This is a genomic window from Tengunoibacter tsumagoiensis, assembly GCF_003967535.1.
Lineage (GTDB): Bacteria > Chloroflexota > Ktedonobacteria > Ktedonobacterales > Ktedonobacteraceae > Tengunoibacter > Tengunoibacter tsumagoiensis.
Genome location: NZ_BIFR01000002.1, coordinates 791,883 through 816,829 on the forward strand (window position 1 = coordinate 791,883; position 24,947 = coordinate 816,829).

Annotated in this window: 27 protein-coding genes; 23 read left to right on the top strand and 4 right to left on the bottom strand. The window is 46.9% G+C overall.

Going from position 1 to position 24,947, the window contains the following annotated elements:
• Nucleotides 1–49: 49 nt before the first annotated feature.
• Complete coding sequence (locus EL628_RS23525; protein ID WP_126582455.1) at nt 50–811, top strand: dienelactone hydrolase family protein; 762 nt, start codon at nt 50–52, stop codon at nt 809–811.
• 62 nt (nt 812–873) lie between these two features.
• Here the strand turns inward: EL628_RS23525 and EL628_RS23530 are convergent, their stop codons facing one another.
• Nucleotides 874–2,241, bottom strand: a complete 1,368-nt coding sequence (locus tag EL628_RS23530; RefSeq protein WP_126582456.1) for a GNAT family N-acetyltransferase — start codon at nt 2,239–2,241, stop codon at nt 874–876.
• A 218-nt stretch (nt 2,242–2,459) separates the two neighbouring features.
• On the opposite strand from EL628_RS23530, the gene EL628_RS23535 reads away from it, so the two are divergent.
• The 8 genes from EL628_RS23535 to EL628_RS23570 all read left to right on the top strand — a co-directional run bounded on the left by EL628_RS23535 (nt 2,460) and on the right by EL628_RS23570 (nt 10,886).
• The gene (locus EL628_RS23535) at nt 2,460–3,227 is read left to right on the top strand and encodes an arsenate reductase/protein-tyrosine-phosphatase family protein (RefSeq protein ID WP_126582457.1); all 768 of its coding nucleotides are present in this window, start codon (nt 2,460–2,462) and stop codon (nt 3,225–3,227) included.
• Nucleotides 3,220–4,020, top strand: coding sequence for an MIP/aquaporin family protein (locus tag EL628_RS23540; protein WP_245994388.1), 801 nt, complete (start codon nt 3,220–3,222; stop codon nt 4,018–4,020). Before EL628_RS23535 ends, EL628_RS23540 begins: the two co-directional genes overlap by 8 nt.
• A complete protein-coding gene (locus EL628_RS23545; RefSeq protein WP_126582458.1) occupies nt 4,013–4,498 on the top strand; it encodes an arsenate reductase ArsC in 486 nt (161 codons plus the stop codon). The genes EL628_RS23540 and EL628_RS23545 overlap by 8 nt, the downstream gene beginning before the upstream one ends.
• Before the next feature lie 114 nt (nt 4,499–4,612).
• Nucleotides 4,613–5,239, top strand: coding sequence for an RNA polymerase sigma factor SigZ (gene sigZ, locus EL628_RS23550; RefSeq protein ID WP_245994391.1), 627 nt, complete (start codon nt 4,613–4,615; stop codon nt 5,237–5,239).
• Nucleotides 5,240–5,291: 52 nt separating this feature from the next.
• A complete protein-coding gene (locus EL628_RS23555) occupies nt 5,292–5,549 on the top strand; it encodes a hypothetical protein (RefSeq protein ID WP_126582459.1) in 258 nt (85 codons plus the stop codon).
• A gap of 276 nt (nt 5,550–5,825) precedes the next feature.
• Nucleotides 5,826–8,900 carry an MBL fold metallo-hydrolase gene (locus tag EL628_RS23560; RefSeq protein ID WP_126582460.1) on the top strand — a complete coding sequence of 1,025 codons (3,075 nt, stop codon included), beginning with the start codon at nt 5,826–5,828 and terminating at the stop codon, nt 8,898–8,900.
• 38 nt (nt 8,901–8,938) lie between these two features.
• Nucleotides 8,939–10,255 (top strand): MFS transporter, encoded by a 1,317-nt coding sequence (locus tag EL628_RS23565; RefSeq protein WP_126582461.1) that lies wholly within the window; start codon nt 8,939–8,941, stop codon nt 10,253–10,255.
• Between the two features lie 64 nt (nt 10,256–10,319).
• The gene (locus EL628_RS23570) at nt 10,320–10,886 is read left to right on the top strand and encodes a DUF4334 domain-containing protein (protein ID WP_371859703.1); all 567 of its coding nucleotides are present in this window, start codon (nt 10,320–10,322) and stop codon (nt 10,884–10,886) included.
• 15 nt (nt 10,887–10,901) lie between these two features.
• On the opposite strand, the gene EL628_RS23575 is transcribed toward EL628_RS23570, so the two are convergent.
• Nucleotides 10,902–11,639 carry an endonuclease III domain-containing protein gene (locus EL628_RS23575; RefSeq protein ID WP_126582463.1) on the bottom strand — a complete coding sequence of 246 codons (738 nt, stop codon included), beginning with the start codon at nt 11,637–11,639 and terminating at the stop codon, nt 10,902–10,904.
• Between the two features lie 467 nt (nt 11,640–12,106).
• A complete protein-coding gene (locus tag EL628_RS23580) occupies nt 12,107–12,322 on the bottom strand; it encodes a hypothetical protein (protein WP_126582464.1) in 216 nt (71 codons plus the stop codon).
• Between the two features lie 189 nt (nt 12,323–12,511).
• Between EL628_RS23580 and EL628_RS23585 the strand changes: the two genes are divergently transcribed.
• Both EL628_RS23585 and EL628_RS23590 read left to right on the top strand, forming a co-directional pair.
• Nucleotides 12,512–12,706: a hypothetical protein gene (locus EL628_RS23585; protein WP_126582465.1), complete on the top strand. Its 195-nt coding sequence runs from the start codon at nt 12,512–12,514 to the stop codon at nt 12,704–12,706.
• Nucleotides 12,707–12,931: 225 nt separating this feature from the next.
• On the top strand, nt 12,932–13,483 hold the full coding sequence (locus EL628_RS23590; protein ID WP_161975712.1) for a peptidase inhibitor family I36 protein: 552 nt from the start codon (nt 12,932–12,934) through the stop codon (nt 13,481–13,483).
• Between the two features lie 196 nt (nt 13,484–13,679).
• Here the strand turns inward: EL628_RS23590 and EL628_RS23595 are convergent, their stop codons facing one another.
• Nucleotides 13,680–13,964, bottom strand: coding sequence for a hypothetical protein (locus EL628_RS23595; protein ID WP_126582467.1), 285 nt, complete (start codon nt 13,962–13,964; stop codon nt 13,680–13,682).
• Between the two features lie 209 nt (nt 13,965–14,173).
• Between EL628_RS23595 and EL628_RS30880 the strand changes: the two genes are divergently transcribed.
• The 12 genes from EL628_RS30880 to EL628_RS23650 all read left to right on the top strand — a co-directional run bounded on the left by EL628_RS30880 (nt 14,174) and on the right by EL628_RS23650 (nt 24,941).
• Nucleotides 14,174–14,413 (top strand): acyl carrier protein, encoded by a 240-nt coding sequence (locus EL628_RS30880; RefSeq protein WP_126582468.1) that lies wholly within the window; start codon nt 14,174–14,176, stop codon nt 14,411–14,413.
• Nucleotides 14,414–14,844: 431 nt separating this feature from the next.
• Nucleotides 14,845–16,017, top strand: coding sequence for an O-methyltransferase (locus EL628_RS23605; protein WP_161975713.1), 1,173 nt, complete (start codon nt 14,845–14,847; stop codon nt 16,015–16,017).
• Nucleotides 16,018–16,059: 42 nt separating this feature from the next.
• Nucleotides 16,060–16,692: an HAD family hydrolase gene (locus EL628_RS23610; protein WP_126582470.1), complete on the top strand. Its 633-nt coding sequence runs from the start codon at nt 16,060–16,062 to the stop codon at nt 16,690–16,692.
• Complete coding sequence (locus EL628_RS23615; RefSeq protein ID WP_126582471.1) at nt 16,692–17,537, top strand: phytanoyl-CoA dioxygenase family protein; 846 nt, start codon at nt 16,692–16,694, stop codon at nt 17,535–17,537. The genes EL628_RS23610 and EL628_RS23615 overlap by 1 nt, the downstream gene beginning before the upstream one ends.
• 16 nt (nt 17,538–17,553) lie before the next feature.
• Entirely contained in the window at nt 17,554–19,224 is a 1,671-nt protein-coding gene (locus tag EL628_RS23620) for a hypothetical protein (RefSeq protein ID WP_126582472.1), read from the top strand.
• A gap of 102 nt (nt 19,225–19,326) precedes the next feature.
• Entirely contained in the window at nt 19,327–20,706 is a 1,380-nt protein-coding gene (locus tag EL628_RS23625) for a condensation domain-containing protein (protein ID WP_161975714.1), read from the top strand.
• An 11-nt stretch (nt 20,707–20,717) separates the two neighbouring features.
• Nucleotides 20,718–21,461: a class I SAM-dependent methyltransferase gene (locus EL628_RS23630; protein ID WP_126582474.1), complete on the top strand. Its 744-nt coding sequence runs from the start codon at nt 20,718–20,720 to the stop codon at nt 21,459–21,461.
• 21 nt (nt 21,462–21,482) lie between these two features.
• A complete protein-coding gene (locus tag EL628_RS23635; protein WP_126582475.1) occupies nt 21,483–22,469 on the top strand; it encodes an NAD-dependent epimerase/dehydratase family protein in 987 nt (328 codons plus the stop codon).
• A gap of 11 nt (nt 22,470–22,480) precedes the next feature.
• Nucleotides 22,481–22,627, top strand: coding sequence for a hypothetical protein (locus EL628_RS29940; protein ID WP_161975715.1), 147 nt, complete (start codon nt 22,481–22,483; stop codon nt 22,625–22,627).
• Entirely contained in the window at nt 22,624–23,379 is a 756-nt protein-coding gene (locus tag EL628_RS23640; protein ID WP_126582476.1) for a hypothetical protein, read from the top strand. Before EL628_RS29940 ends, EL628_RS23640 begins: the two co-directional genes overlap by 4 nt.
• Before the next feature lie 44 nt (nt 23,380–23,423).
• Nucleotides 23,424–24,152, top strand: coding sequence for a Stf0 family sulfotransferase (locus EL628_RS23645; protein ID WP_126582477.1), 729 nt, complete (start codon nt 23,424–23,426; stop codon nt 24,150–24,152).
• A 24-nt stretch (nt 24,153–24,176) separates the two neighbouring features.
• The gene (locus EL628_RS23650; RefSeq protein WP_126582478.1) at nt 24,177–24,941 is read left to right on the top strand and encodes an alpha/beta hydrolase; all 765 of its coding nucleotides are present in this window, start codon (nt 24,177–24,179) and stop codon (nt 24,939–24,941) included.
• Nucleotides 24,942–24,947: the final 6 nt, after the last annotated feature.

The window sequence follows — 24,947 nt, forward strand, 5'->3', positions numbered from 1 at the left end:
TGTATACTTAGAGAATATTATGGTTTTTATTTGATTAAGGAGAGAATAGATGTGTTACGATAAAGATGCTGTTCCACCAGATCTTCCTGTTGCAGGAGAGAGCGTTTCTGGTGAAGATCTCGTTCTGGCAGCAGCCGATGGGAATCTTTTTTCGGTCTACGTAGCGCAACCACAGAAGGAGTTCCATTCTCAGGTCCTTATTTTCCCCGATGTACGTGGTCTTCACCAATTCTATAAAGAATTGGCTGTACGGTTTGCACAAGCAGGCGTAAGGGCATTAGCGATTGATTATTTTGGCCGTACTGCGGGTGTGAGAATAGAAGAAGAAAATTTCAACCATGAGCCACATGTAAGACAGTTGCAAATGAACACCTTTTTTCAGGATGTTACTGGGGCCCTTTCTTATCTCCATTCAACTAACGCTGCGTCCGTTCCGACGTTTACGATTGGCTTTTGTCTCGGGGGGAGTTTCTCGTTACTGGCAGGTACGCAAGATTTTGCGTTAAGCGGTGTGATTGCTTTTTACGCTTCCCTTAGCCGTTCTCTTCCGACAAGTAAAGGATCTGTTCTTGAGCAAGCGAAACTCATAAAATACCCTGTGCTCGGGCTATTTGGTGGTGCAGATCATGGTATTCCTGTTTCTGAAGTGCAACAACTGGGAGATGAACTGAATCAAGCAGAAATTAAGAATACGATTGTTGTCTATCCAGATGCTCCGCATAGTTTTTTTGATCGTCGAGCTACGCAATATGCTGAAGCTTCTGCGGATGCCTGGAAACAGATCTTGAACTTTATGTCTTCCTATAGTTAGTACATATAGTTAGTACATAACTGTTCTGTAATCAGGCATCCGCTTAGAGCGGAGCTGGTCTATCACAGTAAGGCGATCGATGAATCCCTTTGGGGGAAGAGGATCTCCAGGAGTGATTTTGCCTCTTTTTTTGCCCAGACATCGGGAAAGGTTGCACGTAAGTCTTCAAGGCTTCGATAGCCAAACAGCAGTTGCAGAAAGATGAGAGGTGGGAAGCCAGCCAGTGGATCGACTCCATAGACTGGCTTGTGCCATGGCTCAACTCTGGTGAGCCGCCCCTGCTCAAACTGAAGAACCAGTCCGGTGCGATAAAAATCAATCTTTACGGTTCCACTATAGTTGGCCATCCAGGATGAGGCCAGACGTTTTTCCAGGACTGGCGCAATGTGGGTAAGAAAGGCAGCCAGGTCTGGTACACGAAGATACCAGGCGTAGGGTGGATCAAAGGCTGGAGCAAGATAGCCGCCAAGCGCATCATAAATGGGATGAGAGCGACCGAGATGGAAATGAATTTCTCCCAGTGGATCGATCTCTGCGCTGGCGGCAGTCTGTTCTCCGTACAATGTTAAGGCACGAAGAAGCGGTGGAGTAAGGGCCTGAATATCAACCTGGGGCGCAAAATACAGCTTGAACACATCTAATCCACGCCAGGAACGCTTCTCACCACATAAGACAAAGGCTTGTGGCACACCAGCTGCATCGATCAACATCATATGTTGAGGTAATTTATCGGGAACTGCTGCTTTCTGCCACTCTGTAAAGCGGAATCGCAGAATTTCTTCGGTCAGTTTCATCCATAAGATACTGTCTCTTCGATGATGGCGATAATAGTCCAGGATGAGTGGAATATCTTCTTCTGTTGCTCCACGCAATGTATAGGGCGGTTCGTCGTCTCGGGCTTTTGGGATCGTCTGTATAAATGTAATGCGCTTTCCATCCAGATCCATTGCATATTCATAGCCAAACTGGCGATAAAAATAGGGGATACCTGTAATCGCCTGGACCAGATGGCCTTCTGCTTCACTACGCGCATGGATCATGCCGAAGAGAGCTCGAATCAGCCCACGATTGCGATAATCAGAATCAGTCGCAACGATTTCAGGTCGACCAACGGGAAAGGCAATCCCCTCATAATCCCAGGTGTGGCGCAATAGGCAGGTGCAGGCCACGATGGGATTTTCCTGCTTATGCAGATCCTCTACTACACCAAAGTCATTCTGTCCCATAAGAATATGGTGCCCACTCATGACTTGACGTACCCAATTCATGAGAAATTGATTGGGTGGATCATCTTCTTTTTCTTTGAATACTTGACCACATAGATGTGCGATTGCTTCCGTGTCGGTGGGAGTCGACCAGCGCAAGATAAGGTCGTTGCCCAGATCATGTCGATAATCAGGATGGGCTGCTGTAATTGCATTTAGTTGCATAAGTGAATATTCCTTTCAACATTGAACTGGTCACGAATGGCGAGCACTATGTACAAATATACCTAGCAGCAGAGCCGTTTGTCAAGGCATGCTGGCAAGAAAGGTATCGCTGAGAGAAGCATTTCTCTTCGTCTCAGGCTTGTTTTTTTGTGCAATCGCTGGTAATATTGCATCAAACTAGTTTGATGCAAATTTCTTTGATGAAATGGAGGAAGGCCATGGAGGCAATCATTGTGCAGCCTCCCAGTATTCTCAAGCTTATTGCCCATGATATTCGGTGGGCAATAGTGCGAGAACTGGCTTACTCGGACTATCGGGTGCAGGAGTTAGTCGAGCGGCTCAAGCTCTCACAGAATCTCGTTTCTTATCATCTACGGAAGTTGCGCGAAGGTCGGATTGTGATTGAGAGACGCAGTAACGCAGATGAACGAGAAGTCTATTATCACCTGGATCTCGATCAGTTTCAGGAGCATTATCTGGCTGCCGGGTCTCTGATCCATCCTGCGGTCACAGCATTGAATGAAAATGTCTCCATCCCCGAGAGTCAACCGAGGGTGCTCTTTCTGTGCACAGAGAACAGTGCTCGCTCGCAGATGGCTGAGGGGCTCCTGCGTCATCTGAGCCATGGGCGGGTTGAGGCATACAGTGCAGGAGGCCAGCCTGCAAAACAGATCCACCCGCTGGCTCGTCGCGTTATGGAGCAACTGGGCATTGATATGTCCCAGGCTGTTCCTAAACATATTCAGATGTTTGAAGGTCAGGTCTTTGATGCAGTCGTCACCGTTTGCGACCGCATCGTCGAGTCCTGTCCCACTTTTTCCGATGATCTTGAGCGGATTCATTGGAGTTTGCTTGATCCTGCATCTGTCCAGGGAACAGAACAGGAGCAACTCCATGCCTTTGAGCAGACCGTCCTGCAATTAACTACACGTATTCGTTTCTTTTTATCCTTTTTAGCACGAAAGAAGAGTATCCCTTGTGAGTAGTAACATCGTTCGTGAGCGTCCTCAACCAGTGTCTCTCTCGTTACGTTCGGGACTGACAAAAGATGCCTGGGCTGCGTATGTTGCCGAAGGGCTTGGCACCTTTGGTCTGGTCTTTGCTGGATGTGGTGCCATTATGATTGATAGCCTTTCTCAAGGCGCGATTACCCATGTTGGGGTCGGCCTCGTATTTGGACTCATTATCACGGTTATGATTTATACCTTCGGACATATGAGTGGTGCGCATTTTAACCCGGCTGTCACCCTGGCTTTTGTGGTTGCCCGTCACTTCCCACTTCAGCGGCTCATTGGCTACTGGACTGCTCAACTCCTGGGAGCATGGTTGGCCGCTGGATGTTTACGGCTTCTCCTGGGGGATGTTGCAACACTCGGCACGACTATTCCAGCAGGAAATGGGGGGGTCTGGCAATCCTTTGGACTCGAAACGCTGCTTACCTTTTTTCTGATGGTCGTGATTATGGCAATGGCCACTGATACACGAGCTGTAGGTCAGGCGGCTGCGCTCGCTATTGGGGCGACAGTAGGCCTGGAGGCACTTTTTGCTGGTCCGATCTGTGGCGCTTCAATGAATCCTGCACGTTCTCTCGGTCCTGCTTTGATGAGTTGGACATGGACTGCTCAATGGATTTATATTCTGGGACCGATGCTGGGAGCTATTTCAGGCGCACTACTTTACCGCTGGCTGCGTTCGGCAAGCCAACTTCAATCTGTTGTATATGCGTCAACAGAGAGTGCTGATACACTTCCAGCACAGGAGGAGAAAACGTATGTCTGAGCAACCCGCATCACCTCTACGTGTGCTTTTTCTCTGCACCCATAATTCTGCCCGTTCGCAGATGGCCGAAGGGCTTCTGCGAGCTCGTGGTGGTCCCTCTTTCCTGGTATTTAGCGCAGGCACTGAGCCAGGAACAGTGCATCCGCTTGCAATCAAGGTCATGCAGGAGATTGGTATCGATCTTCACAATCATACCGCAAAAGGAATCGCGACTTTTGCCACACAGCCGCCGATGGATCTGGTCATAACGGTATGCCATGAGGCGCAGGTGGCCTGTCCAATCTTTCCCAATGCACGCCGGCAGGTCCATTGGGGCTTTTCCGATCCCAGCCGGGTGACCGGTACTGAGGAAGAACGTCTTGCAGCCTTTCGTCATATCCGCGACCTCATTGCTGCAAGAATTGCTCAACTGTTAGAACATAAGCCTGTGCTATCCTTGGAGCAGTTGTATGCAGCGGCCAGAGAGGCAGGTTCATAGAGAGGACCGGGAGCGTAAGAACGCGGCTGCATCCTTTCGTCATCAGGTGCGTCTATGACATGGAGAATGCCAGCGAGGCTTCTCTATTGAACCAGTAGAAATGGATGAGAAAAGATGGCGATGGATGTCACAGAATATGCATGGTACGCCTTGCACGAGCCATTGCGCGCCTTTCTGCGCAAACGAGTGCGTCATGAGGAGGCTGTCGAAGATCTGCTTCAGGATGTGTTTCTGCGTATTCATATGCATGCCGATACATTGCGTGATGGAGAGAAGCTAGAAAGCTGGATCTATCAGATTGCTCGCCATCGTGTGACGGATTACTATCGGCGGCAAAAGTTTGAGCTTGCTCTCAATGAGACCAATCAGGACACATGGCTTGTCGATATGCCAGAGGATGATATGCAGGCTGAGTTAGCGCCATCAGTGGCCGCGATGGTTAACGCACTGCCAGAACCATATCGAGAAGCTCTGTATCTGACCGAGTATCAAGGGCTCTCTCAACGAGATCTGGCTACCCGTCTGGGACTCTCATTTTCTGGCGCGAAATCGCGCGTGCAGAGAGCACGAGAAAAGCTCAAACAACTCTTGTTAGATTGTTGCCACTTTGAGTTTGATCGCCTGGGCCGTATCATTGATTATCAATCTCGCTGCTCCTGTTGTGCTACAGCAACCTGTCAGACAGAGGCCCGTCTCTCAGCCTGTTGCGTCCCTGCTGAAGAAGGTGCGTCTAGAGAGTGAAGAGTTGTTGCTCTTGAATACAGGAGCTAAAAACAGTATAAGGAGCACAGATATGTCATCAACATCAAAGCCCATGAACATTCCTCAGAGCTCAGACCGTTCAACCTTCTCTCTTGCGTCCAGCGGCTGTTGTGGAAGTACTGACGAGATAGCAGGCGCTGGCTGTTGTGGTGTCGCTCAGGGGGCCATTCCAGAGCAGCCATTGGCCTGTTGTGGAGCGCCTGCGACTGATGGCACAACGGCAGAGCAGACTGGAGAATGTTGTGGCGCATCAGCAGCAGTGACGCAATCAGGATGTTGTAACGAGTAATCGCTACGGAAAGCAGACCCTAAAATCAGGGCAAGTTTTCTTTCTCAATGGTCTCTTGTCCTGGAGAGAGAAAAAGCATGGCACCAGAGCGCTGGTGCCATGCAAAAAAAGTCAGAATGAGCCTTTATTCCGTTTATAGTATTTACAGAGCGCACTCTGCCTGACTATCGAAACGCCAGGTAGGATGGGAGGGTGTATGCCCTGGGAGCTCTTGCCTTCCTCACGATGCATATGATAAAGTAGAAGGTCATAGCGGTAGAAAGGCAGTAGGAGAGCATGCAGGTTCTTTTTGTTGGTGGTGCCCAGGGGGTGGGCGCAAGCTGTGTCGCGATTGAGATTGCTCAGCGGTGGATTGTTGTTGATGGGGGGGTACGTGTTGATCGGAAAAGTGATCCTCTTCCAGATCTTGCTTTATTACAAGATAAAGCAGTTCAAGCCATTTTTGTTACCCATGCTCATGCCGACCATATTGGAGCCCTCCCTTTACTTCATCAGGCCTTTCCACTGGCCCCCATCTTTACCTCACGAGCCACCTCCTTGCTCATGGAAGTGATGCTGGCAGATGCCGTCAAGATTATGGCTCGACGCGCAGTGGAGGAGATGGAGCTTCCCCTCTATCCTGAACACCTGATTAGTGCCATGCTGATGCGTGTACGAACACTTCCGGTTGGTGAAGATTTTCACATTGGCGAATTGCCGGGGGTAAAGATCCATGCAAGCCGCGCCGGGCATATTGCAGGCGCAGTCAGTCTGGGTTTTGAGGCCGACAATGAATCAATTGTAGTGTCAGGAGATATTAGCATTACCCCTCAGCGGACGGTTCTGGGTGCGGTCGCGCCTCCAGTGAAGCGACCAGATCTGCTGGTATTAGAATCGACCTATGGGGCTCGTTTGCATCCCAATCGTCAGGCGGAAGAACTGCGTCTGGCTCAGGCGGTGGTAGAAGGGCTGGCACGTGGTGGCCCTGTACTGATTCCTTCCTTTGGCCTGGGACGTGGTCAAGAGATTATTTTAATTCTTCGAGCGGCTCAGGAGAAGGGTCAGGTGCCGCCTTTTCCCATCTATGTCGATGGTCTGGTGCGTCGCGTCTGCTCGACCTACATGCTGTTGCCAGAGGCATTACCACCACAATTGCAGCGTCAGATCCGCAATGGGTATGCCCCTTTTACTGGCGGTGAGATCAATTTTGTGCGTGATGAACGCGATCGTGAGCGTATTATTGCTGGCCCGCCCGCCTGTATTGTCACCAGCAGTGGGATGCTTACTGGCGGCCCAAGCGCCTGGTATGCTGCCCGCATCGCTGGCCGTCCAGAGGCATCAATCTTTATTACGGGCTATCAAGATGAAGAGGCTCCTGGTAGGCGCTTGCTTGATCTGGCAGAGAAGAAAGCTTCGACCCTGGAAGTTGGCGGGGTTACCGTGACCGTGAACTGCCAGGTTGCTAAATATAGCCTGTCAGCCCATGCCGATGGAAGCGAATTAGCTGCATATGCCAGCTCGATGCAACCGAAACAGGTGGCCCTGGTCCATGGAGACGATGAATCGCGAGCAGCCTTGCGGACATTATTGACAAATACCAGTATTATCCTGCCCGCAAATGGCGAGCTGATTGAGGTCCGGGCTCGTGGTGCTGTGAAGGCGCGAGTTGCGCCTCAACCTGTCAGTGTGATTCCAGCGCTCCCCATTGGCCTGCATCCAGAGATTCCTTTTACCATTGACGAGCTCGAGACGCTCTGGGAAGTGATTCGTACCCAGCCAGATATGCGGATGGTCACTGCTCGTGAACTTGCTCAGGTCTGGTATGGAATGGACCCAGGCGAGGAACAGCTGAAGACCGTCCTCCAGGTGCTGCAAGAAGATTGGGATCAGCGCTACTTTGTGCGTCAGCATGCTCTGGACGAGGCATTCCGCGTTCGTGGTCAAGCGCTTGAAGATCCGGGCGATGTCTTACAAGATCTGGTTGGCAAAGTGCTGCTGTTGCATATTACTCGTGAGAGCTCCAAACCGGTGTTGTGCCGCTCCGTTGAATCGGGGGGCTGGCTACGTGTGACGTTGCCGCGTGGCATCCGTCTGGAGCGAACGCGTTTTCCTCTGTCCTATATTGTAGAGGTTCTGGGCCCCTTTGAGGATACAGAAGCCTATTCCGGTCAGACTCCACCTCAGGCGTTAATGGAGCTGATTAAAGCAGGTAGACGTGTGCTCCGTGATATCTCTGCATATAGTCTGGCGCGAGCCTGTGAAGAGGACGCAACCTATACGCTGGGAGATCTCTGTGCTCTGGCTGGGCTTGCGGGTCAATCGCTCCCCGAGCGACTGGCGATTGCCAAATTGATTGATAATCATCCTCAGCTCTTCATCCAGCGCTATTCAGTGATGGATAACGAAGGCCTGGCACTCTACGCGCTTTCTCCTGATTGGAAGGAAGCATTGCAGATCCCTGAGAAGCGCGAACTTCCCAACCAGCATGAGATCTTATTAACGATAGAGCGAGCGATTGGCTCGCCTCCGCAACTGTATCGGCGCAGTGTGAATCCAGAGACCGGAGATGTTGTCCTCAGCTTCCATTTCCCCGCCATTGCCGAGCAAGAATATGGAGACGCGCTCAATCAGGCAGCTGAAGAGGCGGGGGTTGAGATCAGTATCTCACCCAATGCGCATCAGGGGGCATTGAGCACAATGGCTCGTTTAGCGTTGAACGAGGTCGGTTTTGAGGTGCGTGGGGCCCCTTCATTCTACTTTGAGTATCAGCAGATGATGGTTCGCGCCATTGTGCCATCTGAGCTAAGAGAGCAGAAAGACGATCTATTGAAGCAAGCGCAGGCGTGGTTTGAGCAGCGAACGGGTTGGACGCTAAGCGCCGAACTGGTTGTTGAGTCCCCGCCTCTTCCAATCACCCCCTCCGTGGTCCCTGAGCCTGCTCCCACAAGTGGAGCACGCACGAACATGATGAACCAGACCGGAGTACTCAATCTGGCTCAGGTAACGCTTGGCTCGCTACCGCATTGCTATAAGGTTGGCGTGGATCATACTGCCAGGACCATTCTGGTTCGCTTCCACTTTCCAGAAGTGGCGGTTCAGCGTTATGCTGAGAAGATACGGCAATTGGAGCTTGTGACAGGTTGGAAGGTTGTCATTCATCCACAGGTGCATCAAGGAGCCCTGGACGACCTTGCCAGGCACATCGTAGCAGCCTATCAGGGCGCAGTCTCGAAAGTCTCCCTCTTTCCTACAAGCAAGCAAGTTCAGGCTGTTTTGACCACCCCTATGGGGAAGGAACAGATTGCCAGAGCTCAACAGCAATTTTTGGAGGAGAGCGGCTGGGCTCTGACTATTTTAGCCGTAAATGGATGAAGATACGCAAAAAACTATTTCTAGATCAAGGAAAACCAATGGAACCCATGACCGATGATGAGCAATTCTCTAAAGATCAGCCAGAGGTTGTTGCCCCAGCTTTAGCGGTGGCCGAGCCATATCTCAGCCAGAATGCATTACACTTTATCGATTTTCGTCTATTGTTAAGCGGTAGTGGTCTGGCAATATTTGGCCAGCAGATGCTTGCCGTTGCGATTGGTTGGCAATTGTATATTCAGACCAATTCGGCGCTGGTGCTGGGTGGTGTTGGATTAGCACAGGTTATTCCCCTGATTCTCTTTTTTCTGCCAGCGGGATATATTGCAGACCGTGTCAATCGTAAATACATCGTCATGGTTGCCCAGCTTGTCACGATGGTCGCCTCACTCTGTCTGGCGCTAATTGCCTCTATGCATGGTCCGCTACCAGCAATCTACGGCTGTCTGGCGGCGATTGGAGGGGCACAAAGCTTCAGTCAACCAGCGAACTCTGCCCTGGTTTCACAGGTTATACCAGAGCAGGTCTATGAAAATGCGATGAGGTGGCGTAGTAGCATGATACAGCTCGCAGCGGTGATTGGACCGGCGGCAGGTGGTTTTCTGATTGGACTCTTTCAGGGGGCGACTCCTGTTTATCTCTTAAGCAGCTTCTTTTTTCTAATATTTGCCTCATTATTGCTTTTTATTCATGTTCGGCCACAAAAAAGTCCCACGGGCGAAGGCAGAAAGCTCAGTTCGCTTATTAGTGGTATACAGTTCCTGGGACAGACAAAGGTGATGCTTGCTGCTATCACCCTTGATCTCTTTGCAGTTCTGTTTGGAGGTGCTGTGGCTCTGTTGCCCATCTATGCGACAAGCATTCTTCATGCAGGGCCGATTGGACTGGGCTGGCTTCAAGCTGCCGATTCCGTTGGAGGTATTGTGATGGCGCTTTTCCTGGCGCGTCGTCCTCCCTTCAAACGAGCCGGTCCAACGCTGCTGATGGCCGTAGTGGGTTTTGGACTGGCAACCATCGTCTTTGGGCTCTCCCACTGGTTCTGGTTATCATTTCTCTCCCTCATGTTTATTGGAGCCTTTGATAGTATTAGCGTCGTGATTCGTTCCACACTCGCACTTGTGCGCACACCCGATGAGATGCGTGGAAGAGTAAGTGCGGTCAACTCGCTTTTTATTGGTACCTCTAATCAGCTTGGTGGTTTTGAATCAGGACTTGCGGCACAATTTCTGGGTCCAGTTGTTGCTGTTGTGGCAGGTGGAATCGGGACATTGCTTGTTGTGCTGGTGGTTGCCGGAATCTGGCCCGACATTCGCCATCTGACAACGCTGCGCGAGACTTCACAAGAGCCAGCAAACTAGATAGGCGGAATCTCCCTTTAGTCTCATCGACAAGCATGCAGAAAGCAAGAGATGTATGTCAGATATGAAGCCAACAGACGTGCTGAAGGCGCGAGCGTATCAGGATCATATGAGTTTACAAGAGGCTCTTGAGTTGTGTGATACCCTGCCATGTGTTGAGATTGACTTCTTGATCGGTCGGTGGCGCGGGAGCGAGATCTCGACGGGGCACGCGCTGGATGGGCTATTGAAGACCTTTGGGTGGTATGGCAAAGAGTTTATTGACCCTGATCATGTGCACCCATTGTTATTTTCTGATGACCGGGGTCAGATCTTTGTACTTGATCCCAGGCGCCTGCCTCTCTCGATTGGACTCAAGTGGCGATTTCTTCGCAAGAAACTGGTGCGTCGGCTTCTCCTGATAGGACGTTTGCTTTTACAGACACGAAAGGCAAAAGCGCGTGTGCGTATGGTCGAGTATCGTGGGAAAGTTAGCGCATCAATGATCTATGATGATCTTCCTATTTACGACACATTTCGCTGCATTGATGATAATACACTCCTGGGCGTGATGGATTACAAAGGGATGGAGCAACCGTTTTTCTTTAAACTTCACCGCGACAGTGAAGCAGAAAAGTCCCTCTCTTTTTAGATGAGCTATTGCTTCTTAGCCTGGGTTCACCACCGTTTTATAGTAGTCGCATAGTGCAGTAAGCTTGCACTGGCTACAGCGGGGATGATCATAGACGCAGATACGTTGACCGAGCCGGAGCAATCCTTTATGGAAATTGTAGATGGTCCTTGCATCATCAGGCAAGAGGGCTTGCAATAGCGCATGCGCATTATCTGCAGTGACTTTTTTGCCAATCAGGCCGATGCGGATCGAGGTGCGGTGGACATGCACATCAACAGGAAGGAGAGGCATTTTACAACTGAACAGGAGAACACATCCAATGGTTTTGGGCCCAATGCCTGAAAAACGATTGAGCCAGGCAACTGCATCTTCCGTGGGCAGCGAACAGAGGAAGTCAAGATTGAGGCTCCCTCGTTCCTCAGTAATCTGGCGCATAATCGCTTGAATGCGAGGTGCTTTGACTTCGGGAAAACTGACATTGGCAATTGTTTCTTCTACCTCTTTGGTGGGTGCATCTCGTACCCCTTCCCAGGATCCAAAGCGCTTGAGAAGGTTGGCGTAACCTGCTGCCGTCTGTTCGTCGCGTGTGCGATGTGAAAGAAGAATATCAACCAGCATACTCATCGGGTCTTTTTTGGAAAAGGGCGCTTCTCCAAACTGCTCAGTCAGCAGTGTTGTTACTTCAAGGGCTTTTGCTACAAGGGTAGTCATGTCTGTAGATGGATAACTGAAATCGGCAAGGTTCCGATTTCGCCGGAGTGATTGACTCATGATTCCTTCCTCTTCTCTTGCTACAATACATCTGTCATAGACACGGCTCACTGGCAAAAAGTGTTCCAATACACACTGAGAACTGCATTCCAGTTTGAATAACAAGAAAGAGAGATCTCTTATGACACGAGTAGGGCTTCAAAGGCTCATAAAGTAGAAAATTTATTTAAAATCAAGTAGAACCTGGTTGCTTATCAAAAGTGTCATAAATGATATAGCATTTGGCGTATATGATGTTCTTTTTCTAGTATATGAAAATATATAATTTTTACATATACACATCGAAAAATACCTGTACAAAAAGGAGCGTGTTCATGAAACGAATAAGTGTTCTTCTTGTCTGTGCGTTGCTTGTCAGCCTTGTTGCCATAAGCTTTACCTCCGTCCTGCACATGCGGCTAGTGCTTGTCAGGGACAAACCGTTGCCGCGACTGCATATGAGAGTAATGTGCATGGTGGGGTGGAACTTATCCTGTGTTACAGCTATTCCTCGAACCAGAACTGGGCCGAGCTTGCTGGCCAGCGTTTTCGTCGATGGTAAGCGCTGCCCAGGCTGTAGTTGTCCATCGAGAATGCCCCAACATCCAGAGATAGATCTGGCGATGCAGAGGAACTGCAGAGGTAGGATCGAGGTGCAGATACTCTCGCAGAGAACCAGGGCTGCAAAGTGACCCCATCCGCATACCCCAAAGTGACCCTTGTCACAAGGTTATTGCGTCCGTATACTTTGAACATATGATCTAATAGAGTGGCAGCCCGACTTCTCAGTGTCTGAAGATGGCTGTACAGCTCTCTTGGACATAGCCTCGGGTACATTTGAAACACACACCTCTTTACAAAGAAGGAAGATGTTTGAGAAAGGAAAAGGTTCAATGTTTCGACGTTTGCTATGGTTAGGGGTCACTCTCATGATGAGCCTGCTGGTCTTTGGAGCCGCTCGCCTGCTCCCCCCTCCACTACTCGTTCTCCCTGCCACACAGTCGCATGTTCTGTTTGTGGGGAGTCAACCTCCAGGGCAATCGAGAAGCTACAACCCACAACCCTATCCGGAGTGGGCTGGCGGTTAGAGACAACGATCGGAGTGCTCCGGAAAACCGTTGTTTGAGGACGCGCTTCTGACCACGCAGAGTTCCTCTGCATCCGCCCACCCATCAAGGATATACAACCCTGACCTTCGTCACACAGTTATTCTGGGCCTCTTGCTTAGTATGAGAGAAAAGGCGACTATTCTATCCTTCTCAAGAAAAACCGAACAAAATGCCAGAAAAACTCATGCAAGAAAGGAATATCGCATGAAAGTGATTCAACGTCTCTGTAGTTTTGGCGCAAGTATGCTTCTCGTCCTTGTGTTCTCTGCGGGCGTCTTCGGCACCGATCAGGCCCATGCAGCAACAATTCCTGTAAACCAGACCGCTCATTCAGGTATACAACAACAGGTAGCCACCCTGCTCCAGCAGGTGCCCGGTAGCAAACAGACTGCCTGGAACGCTGTTTCTCTGGACAATGGTAAAACCATCGTGACCTTTACGACGAAGGCCTATTCCGTCGCTTCAGGACCGAGTAACTGCCGGAGTGGTTGGTTCTGCTTGTGGTATGACACAGGGTATACTGGGGCTGAGGTTCAGTCATCCTCCTATCGATGTGATAGTAGTAGCGCACTTGTGTTGCTGAACTACTTTCCTACCGATGGACTTGGATCTTATATTAATTACAGTCCGTACACGTTAAAAATATACAATGTCTATGATTCGACCATCGATTACGAAAGCCCGGGTCATTGGTCGTCCAACACATCAAGCAACAACGATGTTTACAACGCAGCCTCCGTAGTGGAATCTTGTTAAGAAAGGTGTTTTGAACCCTCGATACTCTGTTATTCTGAGGAGTGACAAGATGACGGCGGGAATACCAACGCGAAGCACTTTACGTTGGTATTCCTGCCTACGATGGTGGATATCCTCTGATCTTGCCCCGTTTTTGTGGAAAGGGAGAAGGTGATGTTGACCCACTTTCGGGGAGAGCCTAAACGTGGGAGTCAGGCTAGGAGAATGTCTCAAAAATAAAATCCTTCGCTTCTTTGTACATTGAAAAGACTCGTTCTTCAATACCTTCCTGTTCGACTGTCCCCCAAAAGCTTTTAATCATCACATTACTGTAGAAATCCCCTTTTCTGCTCATAATTATCTGTATCTGATGCTCTTGAAGGACATCACGATACGTTTGGCTGGTGTACTCCTGCCTTGATGGGAATGATGGATCAGTCCCGCTGCTGGTTGGCGATGAGCTGGAGCCATCTTCAAGGCATTCTCCACCTGATTTACCCATTGAACCCTCCCGGTTGAAGTATAACAGATTTCTCTTCTCCTACTCCCCAAAAGTGGGTCAAGCTCAAAGTGTTAACTCCATTCTTCAATGGAGTTAACTAGGTGTGAACCTCGTGACTACATGTCAGACGGTATGATTTTTTTATCGAAAGCAAGAGACCCAAACACACTCAGCGAAGTGTATAAAGCACCTAGAAATTTGGAGGGATTATGGATATAGAACAACTTACAATTATGTTGCGCGATTACGGTGTTGAAAGATATTTCGATCTTGATACCACTCTCGTTGCGTTAGGTTTCGATTCTTTAAGTACTCTGGAACTAGTAGTAGCACTTGAAGATCACTTTCAGATTGCATTTGATGATGAAGATCTGACTGGTGATCATTTCCAATCAATAGGTTCTCTTTTAGCAATTTTGAATAAACACGTGCTACAGAAAGCCCACTAAGAAGAAATTGGATTGTCCTTTGATCGATGTTGGAAACAATTTACTGCAGTGCTCCATGTGCTGGACTGCAAAGGGATGTGAGCATGCCAAAGAGAGTTATTGATTGTTCTGGAATGATAGAAATACCATTTTTAGGAGATACGCCTCGCTTGCATAGGTGTATTGCGACTTATATGATTCCAGGTTATGAATCAGCAACAGACGATTTGTTAGGATCAATTGTTGCTCATAGTGGTTGTCAAGAGTATCCTATTGTCGTTTTTTGTTTTGACAGGAGCCCCAGTGCTGAGCATGTTCTACAGAAATATAAAGTAATACCAATACAATGTAATGTTATTAGTAACGACCCTGTCGCATACCATTCCGTTTTATATAGTGTTGCTCATGTTATTGATGCGGAGCAATTTCTTTGTTTAGGAGCTGATACGCTTGTGCTTGACAACATCAAGCCGCTTTTCGCGCTGCTTGATGTGTGTGCGCCAGAGGCAATAGCTGCAGGGAAGCAAGTCAAGGACCAGGAAAAGGGTATTCTGGATCATATGGTCTTTGCTGGTAATCAACAGGCTCTTCAGGCTCTTGATCTTTTGATACGGGAGCAAAGCTCTCAACATGATGACCAATCTGTCTCTTATTGGAGCACATCAGAGCCCTTTGCGCAGGCTCTTTCGCATATGGGAAAAAGTGTTGTGTTATCTCCGACATGTAACGCTTTTTTCTCTGACGCCGCTGTCAAAGTTGGAGATCGTGCCGGTCGACTGCGTGCAAGCTGGCAGGGAGAGACTGTAAAGGTATTGAATTTTGCAGGAAGCGGAGCGTCCGAAAGTGCCGAGTGGCGTGGTCATTTTGCCCGGATTCCCGATCCTCTGGTGGGTGTGGGCGAAGGTAATGGATATAAAGACTTTGTTGTTGCTCTGCGCGGTTGGATTGGACGCTATGGGATGTCTTCGATGGCCTGGTCATTTTATGGCTCTGCTGATTCACAGGCTGCCTCAATTCGCGATCCTTACACTATGCCTATTTTTGCCTGTTTGCATTATCTCATTCGGGCCAATGGATGTGTACGTGTATTGGAAACGGGGACGGCGCGTGGCGTATCAGCGGCATGTCTTGCATCTGCTGTTGCGCATCGTCCTCAGGCGCGAGTTGTAACCATTGATCCGCATCCGCGCACTGAGCGCTATTTTGAACGCTGGGATTTATGGGCCGCTTTACCTGAACCAATGCAATCCTGTATTGAGACACGCCAAACCCGCTCATTAGAAGGCTTAAAGGCTGCTCTGGATGCCGGAGAAGTGTATGATGCTATTCTTCTCGACTCTATTCACTCTGAAGAATATGTCTGGGAAGAATTTCAACTAGCCATTCAACTCGTGTGTGCTGGTGGTTTAATTCTGATCCATGATGCCATTCTGAAATTCGGCACAGTTGATCGAGCTCTCGCACGAATCGAGGATGCTGGTTACAATGTGACACGACTGTGGGCTGCTGAAGGTGGAGTGCCTGAAGAGGATCGTCTCGGCCTGGCAGTCGTTGAAAAGCGGCCTAGAAGTAGTAAAATTGAAATAAACGCTAGTAGTATTGATCTTCTTCGTAAGTCTCTATAAAACGTAAAAAGATTTGTTCATTCAGTCGAAAAGGTGTAGAGCATGCCCATTCGCGCATTGTTACTTGATTGCTTTGGAGTACTTGTACAGACCGCAGAAAGCTCCGTCCAGCATAGACTTGAGGAACAAGGCGGCTGGCAAAAAGGGACAATCGACAAACTGGGCATGACACTGCTCAATTCTCACTATTTCCAGAGTGCCACTATCGGCGATGTCTCTGCTGAATTGATCTGGAAAGATGTTTCCGTCCAACTCTATGGATGCGCTACGCACTGGAAGGATGTGCAAGAACTCTATCTAGCGGCTCACCAGCGCAATGATGAACTCCTCGCATATATTCAGGAACTGAGAAAATTATGCAAAGTGGGCATTCTTAGTAATGCATTTTCCGATGCGCGTACTTTTATAGCGGGGAGATTGGGTCTTGCAGAAATGGTCGATGATATTCTTATTTCCGCAGAGGAAGGGATAGCCAAGCCCGCTCGAAGTCTCTATCGAAAAGCGGCTGAACGTCTCCAGGTTGTTCCCAGCGAAATACTGTATCTTGATGACACACTCCTATATACACGTCTGCTTAAATCTATCGGAATGTCAACTATCTGTTTTCAGAACAACACTCAGGCTCTTGCTGAGATACAGCACTATTTTCGTGTTTCAGAAAGGACAGAGGCATAATGCCAGTGCTTACTTTAGAACAACGCCAATTTTTTGCTGACAATGGCTATCTTGTAATACATAATCTGTTTGATTTGGAGCTGATTAACCAGATCAAAGAGGCCATTTTTTCTATCTTTAATGGACAGCATACGGGCATTCGCCATCGTTCGGAAATCCAACGGCCTGATGGAACGGTGCTTACCAATATTCAACAGTTATATAGAGCTCATCCTGTTTTGTCTCAATTTATCAAGCACCCTTACATGGGCAGCATTGCGTCAGCATTGATGGATGATACGCCAGAAGTGAGATTATGGCATGATACGCTGATATATAAAGAAAAGCTGGAGGGAGGGGCAGTCCCCTGGCATCAGGACTACTATCTGCTTCAGCATGTTGCTCCGGCTGATATCGTAACTGGCTGGATAGCACTGAGCAAGAGCAACGAAGAAAGTGGATGCCTGTATGTCGTACCAGGCAGCCATAAATGGGGATTAATGCCTTCACATGCACTGAATAATATTGGCCCAGATAGCGAGCGATTTCTGAAACGTAGCGTCCATGAAGCACTTCGCCCCCTCATTGTGAAGCAGCCGCTTGTTTTAGAGCCTGGAGATGTCTCGTTTCATCATTGTTTGACCATTCATGGCAGTTATCAGAACAGGTCGGATTACCCTCGCCTTGGCTATATCCAGCATTATTTCCCTGCCCACCTGCGACGCGTCGCAGTATCAGGATTAGATTATGCCCAGGCGTATGAAGTGACAGTCCCAACAGGTGAGCTTGTGCGAGGTGATGCGTTTCCTTTAGTCTGGTCAGCAACTCCTAATGAGAACCACACTGATACTGACATTCTTTGCTAGAAATAGGAGCTAAGCCATGTTTATAGAGAAGTTGCATCAGGCGTTACTGGAAAATATATGTAGGAGCGATAGTAGTATAACTCTCATCGATGATTGTTTTCAAGAGATCAAGGAATGTCGCGATGAACGTTCTTGCCTACGAATAGCTGAAAAATTTGTGAGTAGTTATAAAAATATTTCTAACCAGGATGAGAAGGACAAGGCTCTTCTTATCAGATATTTACTCTCGGAAGTTGTAACATCTAAGCCATCCTGGTTTGGCAATGACGCTGATCTTTTACGTGATTTTCTTACTGAGAGTGCACAGTTATCTATCCGTGAGGACATGCAAAAAAGAGCTCAGCTTGACCTAGAACTGGCAACTATGGAAAGAGGTCAGCCTCTTCTCCAGCGGACGAAACACCAGGTCGATGCATTCACAAGAATACAGGCGCATAAACCTGTCGTTTTGGCCATGAATTCCATTGGTATGGGAGATGTTTTGTTACTACTTCCAGCGATATTGGATTTTGCGGAGACCCTAAATGTAGTGGGTTCTAAGAGCATACTCAAATTGGTTGTGTATGAAAAATTAGCCTCACTCCTTCAGCACATAGTGAAAGATTATGAAAACATCTGTCTTTATGCCAAAGGGAAGGAGAATAATGTCGCTTTTCTTTCATCATTAGCACTGGAAGAACAAGCAGCGAAGCAAGAGGAAATAAATCTTCAACTGACTGAGGACAGGCCTACAACCGGTGGTATAGTCATTCTCTTGAATACATATAATATAAAAAGAATATCAACAAAAAATAAAACTATATATCGTAGGTTGACTTTTATTATCAATAAAGATTTCAAGTTAAATAATATTTTTAATTCAAATAATTGCAATAAAGCTGCCCAGCGGAATATTTCAGCCATATTTGGTGCAAAAATGTTTACGAATGCAAATAATACTGCATTCACTGTATCTGAAAAAATGAAACAGTATATTCGCTCTTATCAAGAGGACCGCAAGCGAAGTCAGCGTTATATACATGAAAGCAAAAGCCATAGCACCAAAAATGGATACATTTGTATTATCGATAAAGGCTCCCAACCTTCTAAACATGTCATCCCAACTTTGTTTTCCTTTATTATAGAAATACTTTCTGATTTTTGTATAGAGAGAAAAATATCCATATTTCTTATAAAAACAGGAAAAGAAGAAAAAGACACTGAATATGATAAGTCTAGCACACTCGCGTTGCAAAAGAATGGCCTCTATTATGAAATATGTATTGATAGCGACCTTGCTTACACTTTGACTTATTTACATCAATCATGTGGTGCTATTGGACCAGATACATTTTTAATACACGCAGCAGAATATCTTATGAATATTCCTGTAGTAAATATTTTTGTTGATTCTAGTTGCCAGACATATCGTGTCAATAATGAAAGCATTGCGATTGAACACCCTATTGCGCACCAGGCGGATTGTAGTCTGGATATCTATGTCCCTGCCCTAAGCGAGATATATATGCGCGAGTGTATTCATCCATGTACTCCATTGATCAATGAAGGTGCGGCTGATCATTTGCATCCTCTTATCAAAGAAACGCAAAACATATTCACACAAAGATTGGTGCAAGGACTCGAGCTCTTTAAGCAAAAAGTCCAATGCTCATTTGAGAGAAGAGAAGTACAAAGCGAACATTTGTGAGGAAGAAAAAATATATGCGTATTGGTCTTGGTATTAACAATGCCAGTTCTCTTACTAGACTCATTTTTATTTTTAATAAAAAGCGATACAAGGAGGGTGATTATGGGCAATATTTTGTTGCCAGATAGAAATCAAGAGCAAGAAGCGATTACTGGAATGGTTCCCATTCCACAATTTTTACAGTGCCTCTTACAAACCACCAATCCTTCCCCAAATTCTTTTGTGCTTGTGCGGGAGTTTCATCTTTTGTATGATATAAAACCTGAAAAGATAGAAAAAGCGGTTTCGGCGATTGCCTTTCAGCATGATGCACTGCGTTCCAGATTTATGAAAGATGGAGGTGAATGGAAGCAATCTATTGTTCCTCCGGAAGAGAACCAATCTTTTCGGCTCGTGGATCTCTCTTGCTATCCTGAGGAAGAACAAAATCAGCACCTCATATCGATAATTGCTTCGGAAGTTTATACACTGGATATTACTTCTGGACCGTTGTTTAAATGCGTTGTCGTCAATTATGCAGAAAAAAAGAGCCAATCACTGTTCGTTAGTGTAAGCCATCTTATCGCAGACGGAATTTCACTCAAAATTATCTTGCAAGATTTGTATACTGCGCTAGCTCAATTAGAGCAAAACCAGAACATCCATCTTCCGAAAAAAACGACCTCTTTAAAGACATGGGGAGAGTGGTTAGCTTCATGTGTAGCTTCCAATACATACAATGCAGATGTTGAGAAGCTTATTCTCTACAAGAAGTCATGGCCTTCAACCGGGTTTCTCAAAGTCCTGCCATTAGATTACCCCCTTGGAGACATGACGAAAAAAGTTACTGATGCTGTTAACGTTCAATTGAGCGTCTCTGAGACGAAATCCTTTTTGGAGGTCACCCAAAAAAATGCCCATGTGAGCTCCCTAGATATCTTACAAACTGCACTGGCATTTGCTCTTGCGAAATGGTCTGGGATTTCCATTATTCCAATATGTGTAGTTGTTCATGGAAGAGATTCTGGCTCAGCCCGTGTTAATATCACCCGTACCGTTGGCTTTTTCTCGTTGAAATTGTTAGAAGTGATAACGGTTCAAGAAAACATGCAGCCAATTCATACTCCGCAGGCAAATCCGCAATTACGTTTCGCCCAAGAACTTCTTTGTTTTTCAGGAGAATATGAGAGAAAGTTTGAAGCTAATGTGAATAACAATGCATTTTATGATACTTATTGCCCGAATGTAGTGTTAAACTACATTCGTCAATTGGATGCAAATAAGATGGAAAAAGAATTGCTATGGGAACCTGTACCAGGTTATATAAGTGATTCAGAGAATAATAGTCCTCGGGTGGGGGCTCAATCACTGGATTGTTATGCAAAAATCTTTCACGGACAGCTTCATCTATTCATCCAATATAGCCCCCAATATTTCTATCCCGCAACCATAGAAAATGTAGCGCAACAATTTTTAATTGCTATCCAGACATACATTAAGTAAAGGAGTCCTTTATGACCATCTCGAAAACGTATGATAATGCATTAGATGTGTTAAAGCAGTCTTTTTCTGGAAGTGAATGCGAATTGTGGGTCGACGAGGTACGAAACCATTTTATTCCTCAGCCACTTCGTATTCTTGATATAGGGATAGGGACTGGAGAGTCTATCCAGAAAAGGCTTCTTCAACTCTCATGGAACGGCTATAGTGCTGATTTACATGGGCTTGATCCTAATTTATGCGTTGAGACTGTAACAAGGCATGTCTATGATGACGCACATTTATATAAGACTCGTTTTGAGGAAGCAACATTCTCACAAACTTTTGACGTGGTTAACGCATCTCAATCTATCTACTATATGCAGAATATTCCTGCTATGCTGCGTAAAATGACCCAATTGGTGCAGCCTGGCGGTATGGTGACTATCACTCTTTGGTCGCAGCATTGCTCACTGTATCAATTACAACGTACTGTCTTTGGAGCCGGAGCGACGCTAGTTACAGCGGAACAAGTTGCAGAGCAGTTAGTACAACAACATCTGTTGCGTGATGTAAAACTAGTCAGTTGTAAGGGCCAACTCAATCTCTCTAGACTACGAGCATCTGAACAAGGGCTTGACGCTATATTGACTATTATTTCACGAAAATTTGGTGATGTTTTCCTTATCCCTCAATATCGCGCCAAATTGGAAAAAGCGCTTCTCTCTCTTCCAGATGTAGCTCCTAGAATAAATTATATGCTAGTGGGCCAAAAATAAAATGTATAGGAGCTGAATAGCATGAAATGTATTGTCACAGGAGTTGCAGGCTTTATTGGGTCTTCGATCGCAGAAAAATTATTACAAGAGGGACATGAAGTTATTGGGATCGATATGTACAATGACTTCTACCCGCGCATTTTCAAAGAGTCTAACATTCAAGTTCTCAAAGAATACAGCCGTTTTCATCTAGTTGAGGCTGACCTGAATACTTGTGTGCTGGATGACCTGTTGTATGGTAGCGACTGGATTTTTCATTTGGCTGCTCAGGCAGGAGTACGAAAAAGCTGGGGACAAGATTTCCAGAGTTACCTCACCAATAATGTTGCGGTAACCCAGCGGCTTTTAGAGGCTGCTCTGCATATTCCCTCTCTCAAGCGTTTTGTCTATGCGTCGTCCTCATCGGTTTATGGAAATACAGCCACGTTACCAATTGCCGAAACTGCACCCACACACCCTCTATCTCCCTATGGGGTAACGAAACTTGCTGCCGAACATCTCTGTTCCCTGTACTGGCATGTACATCGAGTCCCGACCGTTTCGCTGCGCTACTTTACTGTTTATGGCCCTCGGCAACGCCCTGATATGGGATTGTTCCGCATGAGCATGGCATTGCTTTATGACCAGCCACTTTCCATTTATGGCGATGGTTTGCAGACACGCGATTTTACCTATATTGATGATATTGTTGCTGCAAATATTCTTGCAGCAACTACCCCCAATATAGAAGGAAACGTTTTGAACATAGGCAGTGGCTTTCCCGTCACTTTGCGAGAGGCCATTGAAGTGATCGAGCGCCAGTTCAATAAAAAGGCACTTCTCCACTACTATCCGCAGGCCCCCGGAGATATGCGTGATACCAGTGCTGATATTTCACTGGCCAGTCGTCTGCTAGGATATCATCCAGGTACATCATTAGAAGATGGTATCGCAGCTGAATGCGATTTTATCTATCATATCATGAAAATCAAGAAGTTACATAACAGGGTGTTTGAATATATACGATGAAAGTTGCGAATATGAAAGAAAAAGAAGTTGCCCTGAGCTTTGATCCAAACATCTCTCTTCAAACGAAAGGTGAAGCTATGTTACAAAAGTTTATGGCAAATTTAAAGTATAGTGAGGAAAGCTTGAGTGCTTTAGAAAGCAAGATAGAGCAATCATGATCATTTTTCGCTGGGCAATCTGGGGAAAAGCGTATGACGCTTGTATGTTAAGCCAAAGTATCGCCACCTTCCAACATTTTTTTGGCGATAAAGCGCGGTACATTGTTTTTACTGATGCACGCGAATATCTACTTTCCCGCATCCTGGTGGCTGCTGAAATCTATCAGTTCGATCAAGCGCCAGATCCAGAGTATCTTGATAAAGGGGCAACATGGCAAAAGTGGGCTCCGCATTGTCGGCTTGACAGCGAATGTTCAGAGTTCAAAGTAGATGCTGATATGTTTTTGCTTGCTGATCCTATTGAGCTCAGAGCTTTTTGTGACTCTTCCAACAGAAAGCAGCGTTTCATGGCGACCATGGAGCACTTTCGCGAAACTTGGCCGTATGGTAATTTCGGGCATAGACTCCCAGCTGACTTTACACCTATCAATGCTGGTTTTATCGGGCAGGCTCAAAGGGCCGATTTTTCTAACGATCTTGCTGCTCACTATCAATGGTGGAAAATGAATGTAACCGCGGATATGGTGAAGTACCACGATGAGCAAGGGGCTATTGCAATGACACTCCAACCTTACATTCAGCGAGATGAAGTCCTTTTGCTCTCACCCCAGCGCTATCGAATTGTCAGCCCGCTCAATCCGCTTGCTCCTTCGGAACGTGATGCACTGGTACTGCTCCATGCTACCTATCCAGAACATCCAGCTTTTTACGATTTTTTACCAGAAATTAAGCAAATAAGCGGGATACAATAATTTAATTATGGCTATTGTATCCATAAAGAAAGGACAAATAAAAAGTGGAAGCAAACATTACTCCCAGAAAATCTTACATAATATGTGCCACCAGGCGCGTTGGAAGCCACTTATTATGTGACCTCCTCTCACAAACCGGCATTGCTGGGAATCCGGCCTCATATTACTGGGATAGTGATTTTGGACAGCCTTCCCCCTATCCTACGTTTCTCCGCAAGGGGACTACTCCTAACGGTGTTTTTGGTATTAAAGTAATGTGGGGCTATTATGCGGATCTGGTCAACAAACTTCGCCACTTACCTGGATGTGCTGCACTAGAAGTGCCAGAACTAATGCAAAAAGTATTACCAGACTTACGCTATATATTTCTGACGCGTCACGATAAAGTGCGTCAGGCTATTTCGTATTGGAAAGCTCTACAAACAAATGTATGGGTGCTTGAAGGCAAGGATGCTCATAATCTAGAGCCTCACAGTAAGGTATATTTTGATTTTGCCCGTATTGAGCAACTCCTTCAGGAAATCCGGGACGATGAAGATCATTGGCTACAGTATTTTGAACGCTGTAAGGTAAGTCCCCTTGTGCTTTCTTACGAAGAAATAGTCTCTCATCCATTGGAAAATGTCAAACGAGTGATTAACTATCTTGATATTCCTGTCCAGACTTCTATTCAGGTAGGGGAGAGCAAGCTACGAAAACAGGCTGATATGACAACAGAAGCATGGATACAACAGTACTATGCCATAAAAATGAAAAGAATGTTGGATTCTTGAGTAGAAGGAAGATGAGAATAGCAGATGGAAGAGCCAATTCACTTTCAGTGGCAGGGAGAAACCCTGTTGGGTGTTCATCATCGCCCACAACGCAAGGATGTCCCGGGGGTGATTTTTGTGCATGGGCTGATGGGAAATCGTGTAGATGTACGACGACTGTTTGTGCGCCTTGCTCGACATCTCTATCACTCTGATATTGCCAGTTTGCGCATTGACTTTCAAGCCTCAGGTGTGAGCGATGGGACATTCCATATGATGACCTACACCAATCAGCTCTCCCAATTGTTGTATGTGATTGAAGAAGTACAGCGGCGAGCATTATGGGGTGGCCCTCTCATTTTGCTTGGAGCAAGCCAGGGGGCCAAATTGGTAATCGCTGCTGCTCGTTGCCATCCAGCCGTTGCAGGCGTCTGTTTATGGAGCGGCCTGCTGGCGAATGAGGACCGTGAACTGGTTCAAATTGCACCAACAAACAGGAAGCTTCGTAAGATTGGAAAAACCATTGCCTTTGATTCACCATGGGGCGTATGGTGCAATAAGCAATTATACAGCGATTTTCGGCATATGACGATTCATAGCCCTTATGATTTGCCCTTGATCCCTCTGCTCGGCATCTATGGAGACAATGATCCGGCAACATTGGCCACGCGCGCCTTTTTGCAGCAAACAGAGCATGAACTTGTTGTGATCCCTGGTGGTGATCATTTGCTTTCCCAACAGGTGTGGGAAGGGGAATTGATAGAAAGCGTTCCCAGATGGATAAACAAGCATTTTCAAGCAAATGAATAATAGCCA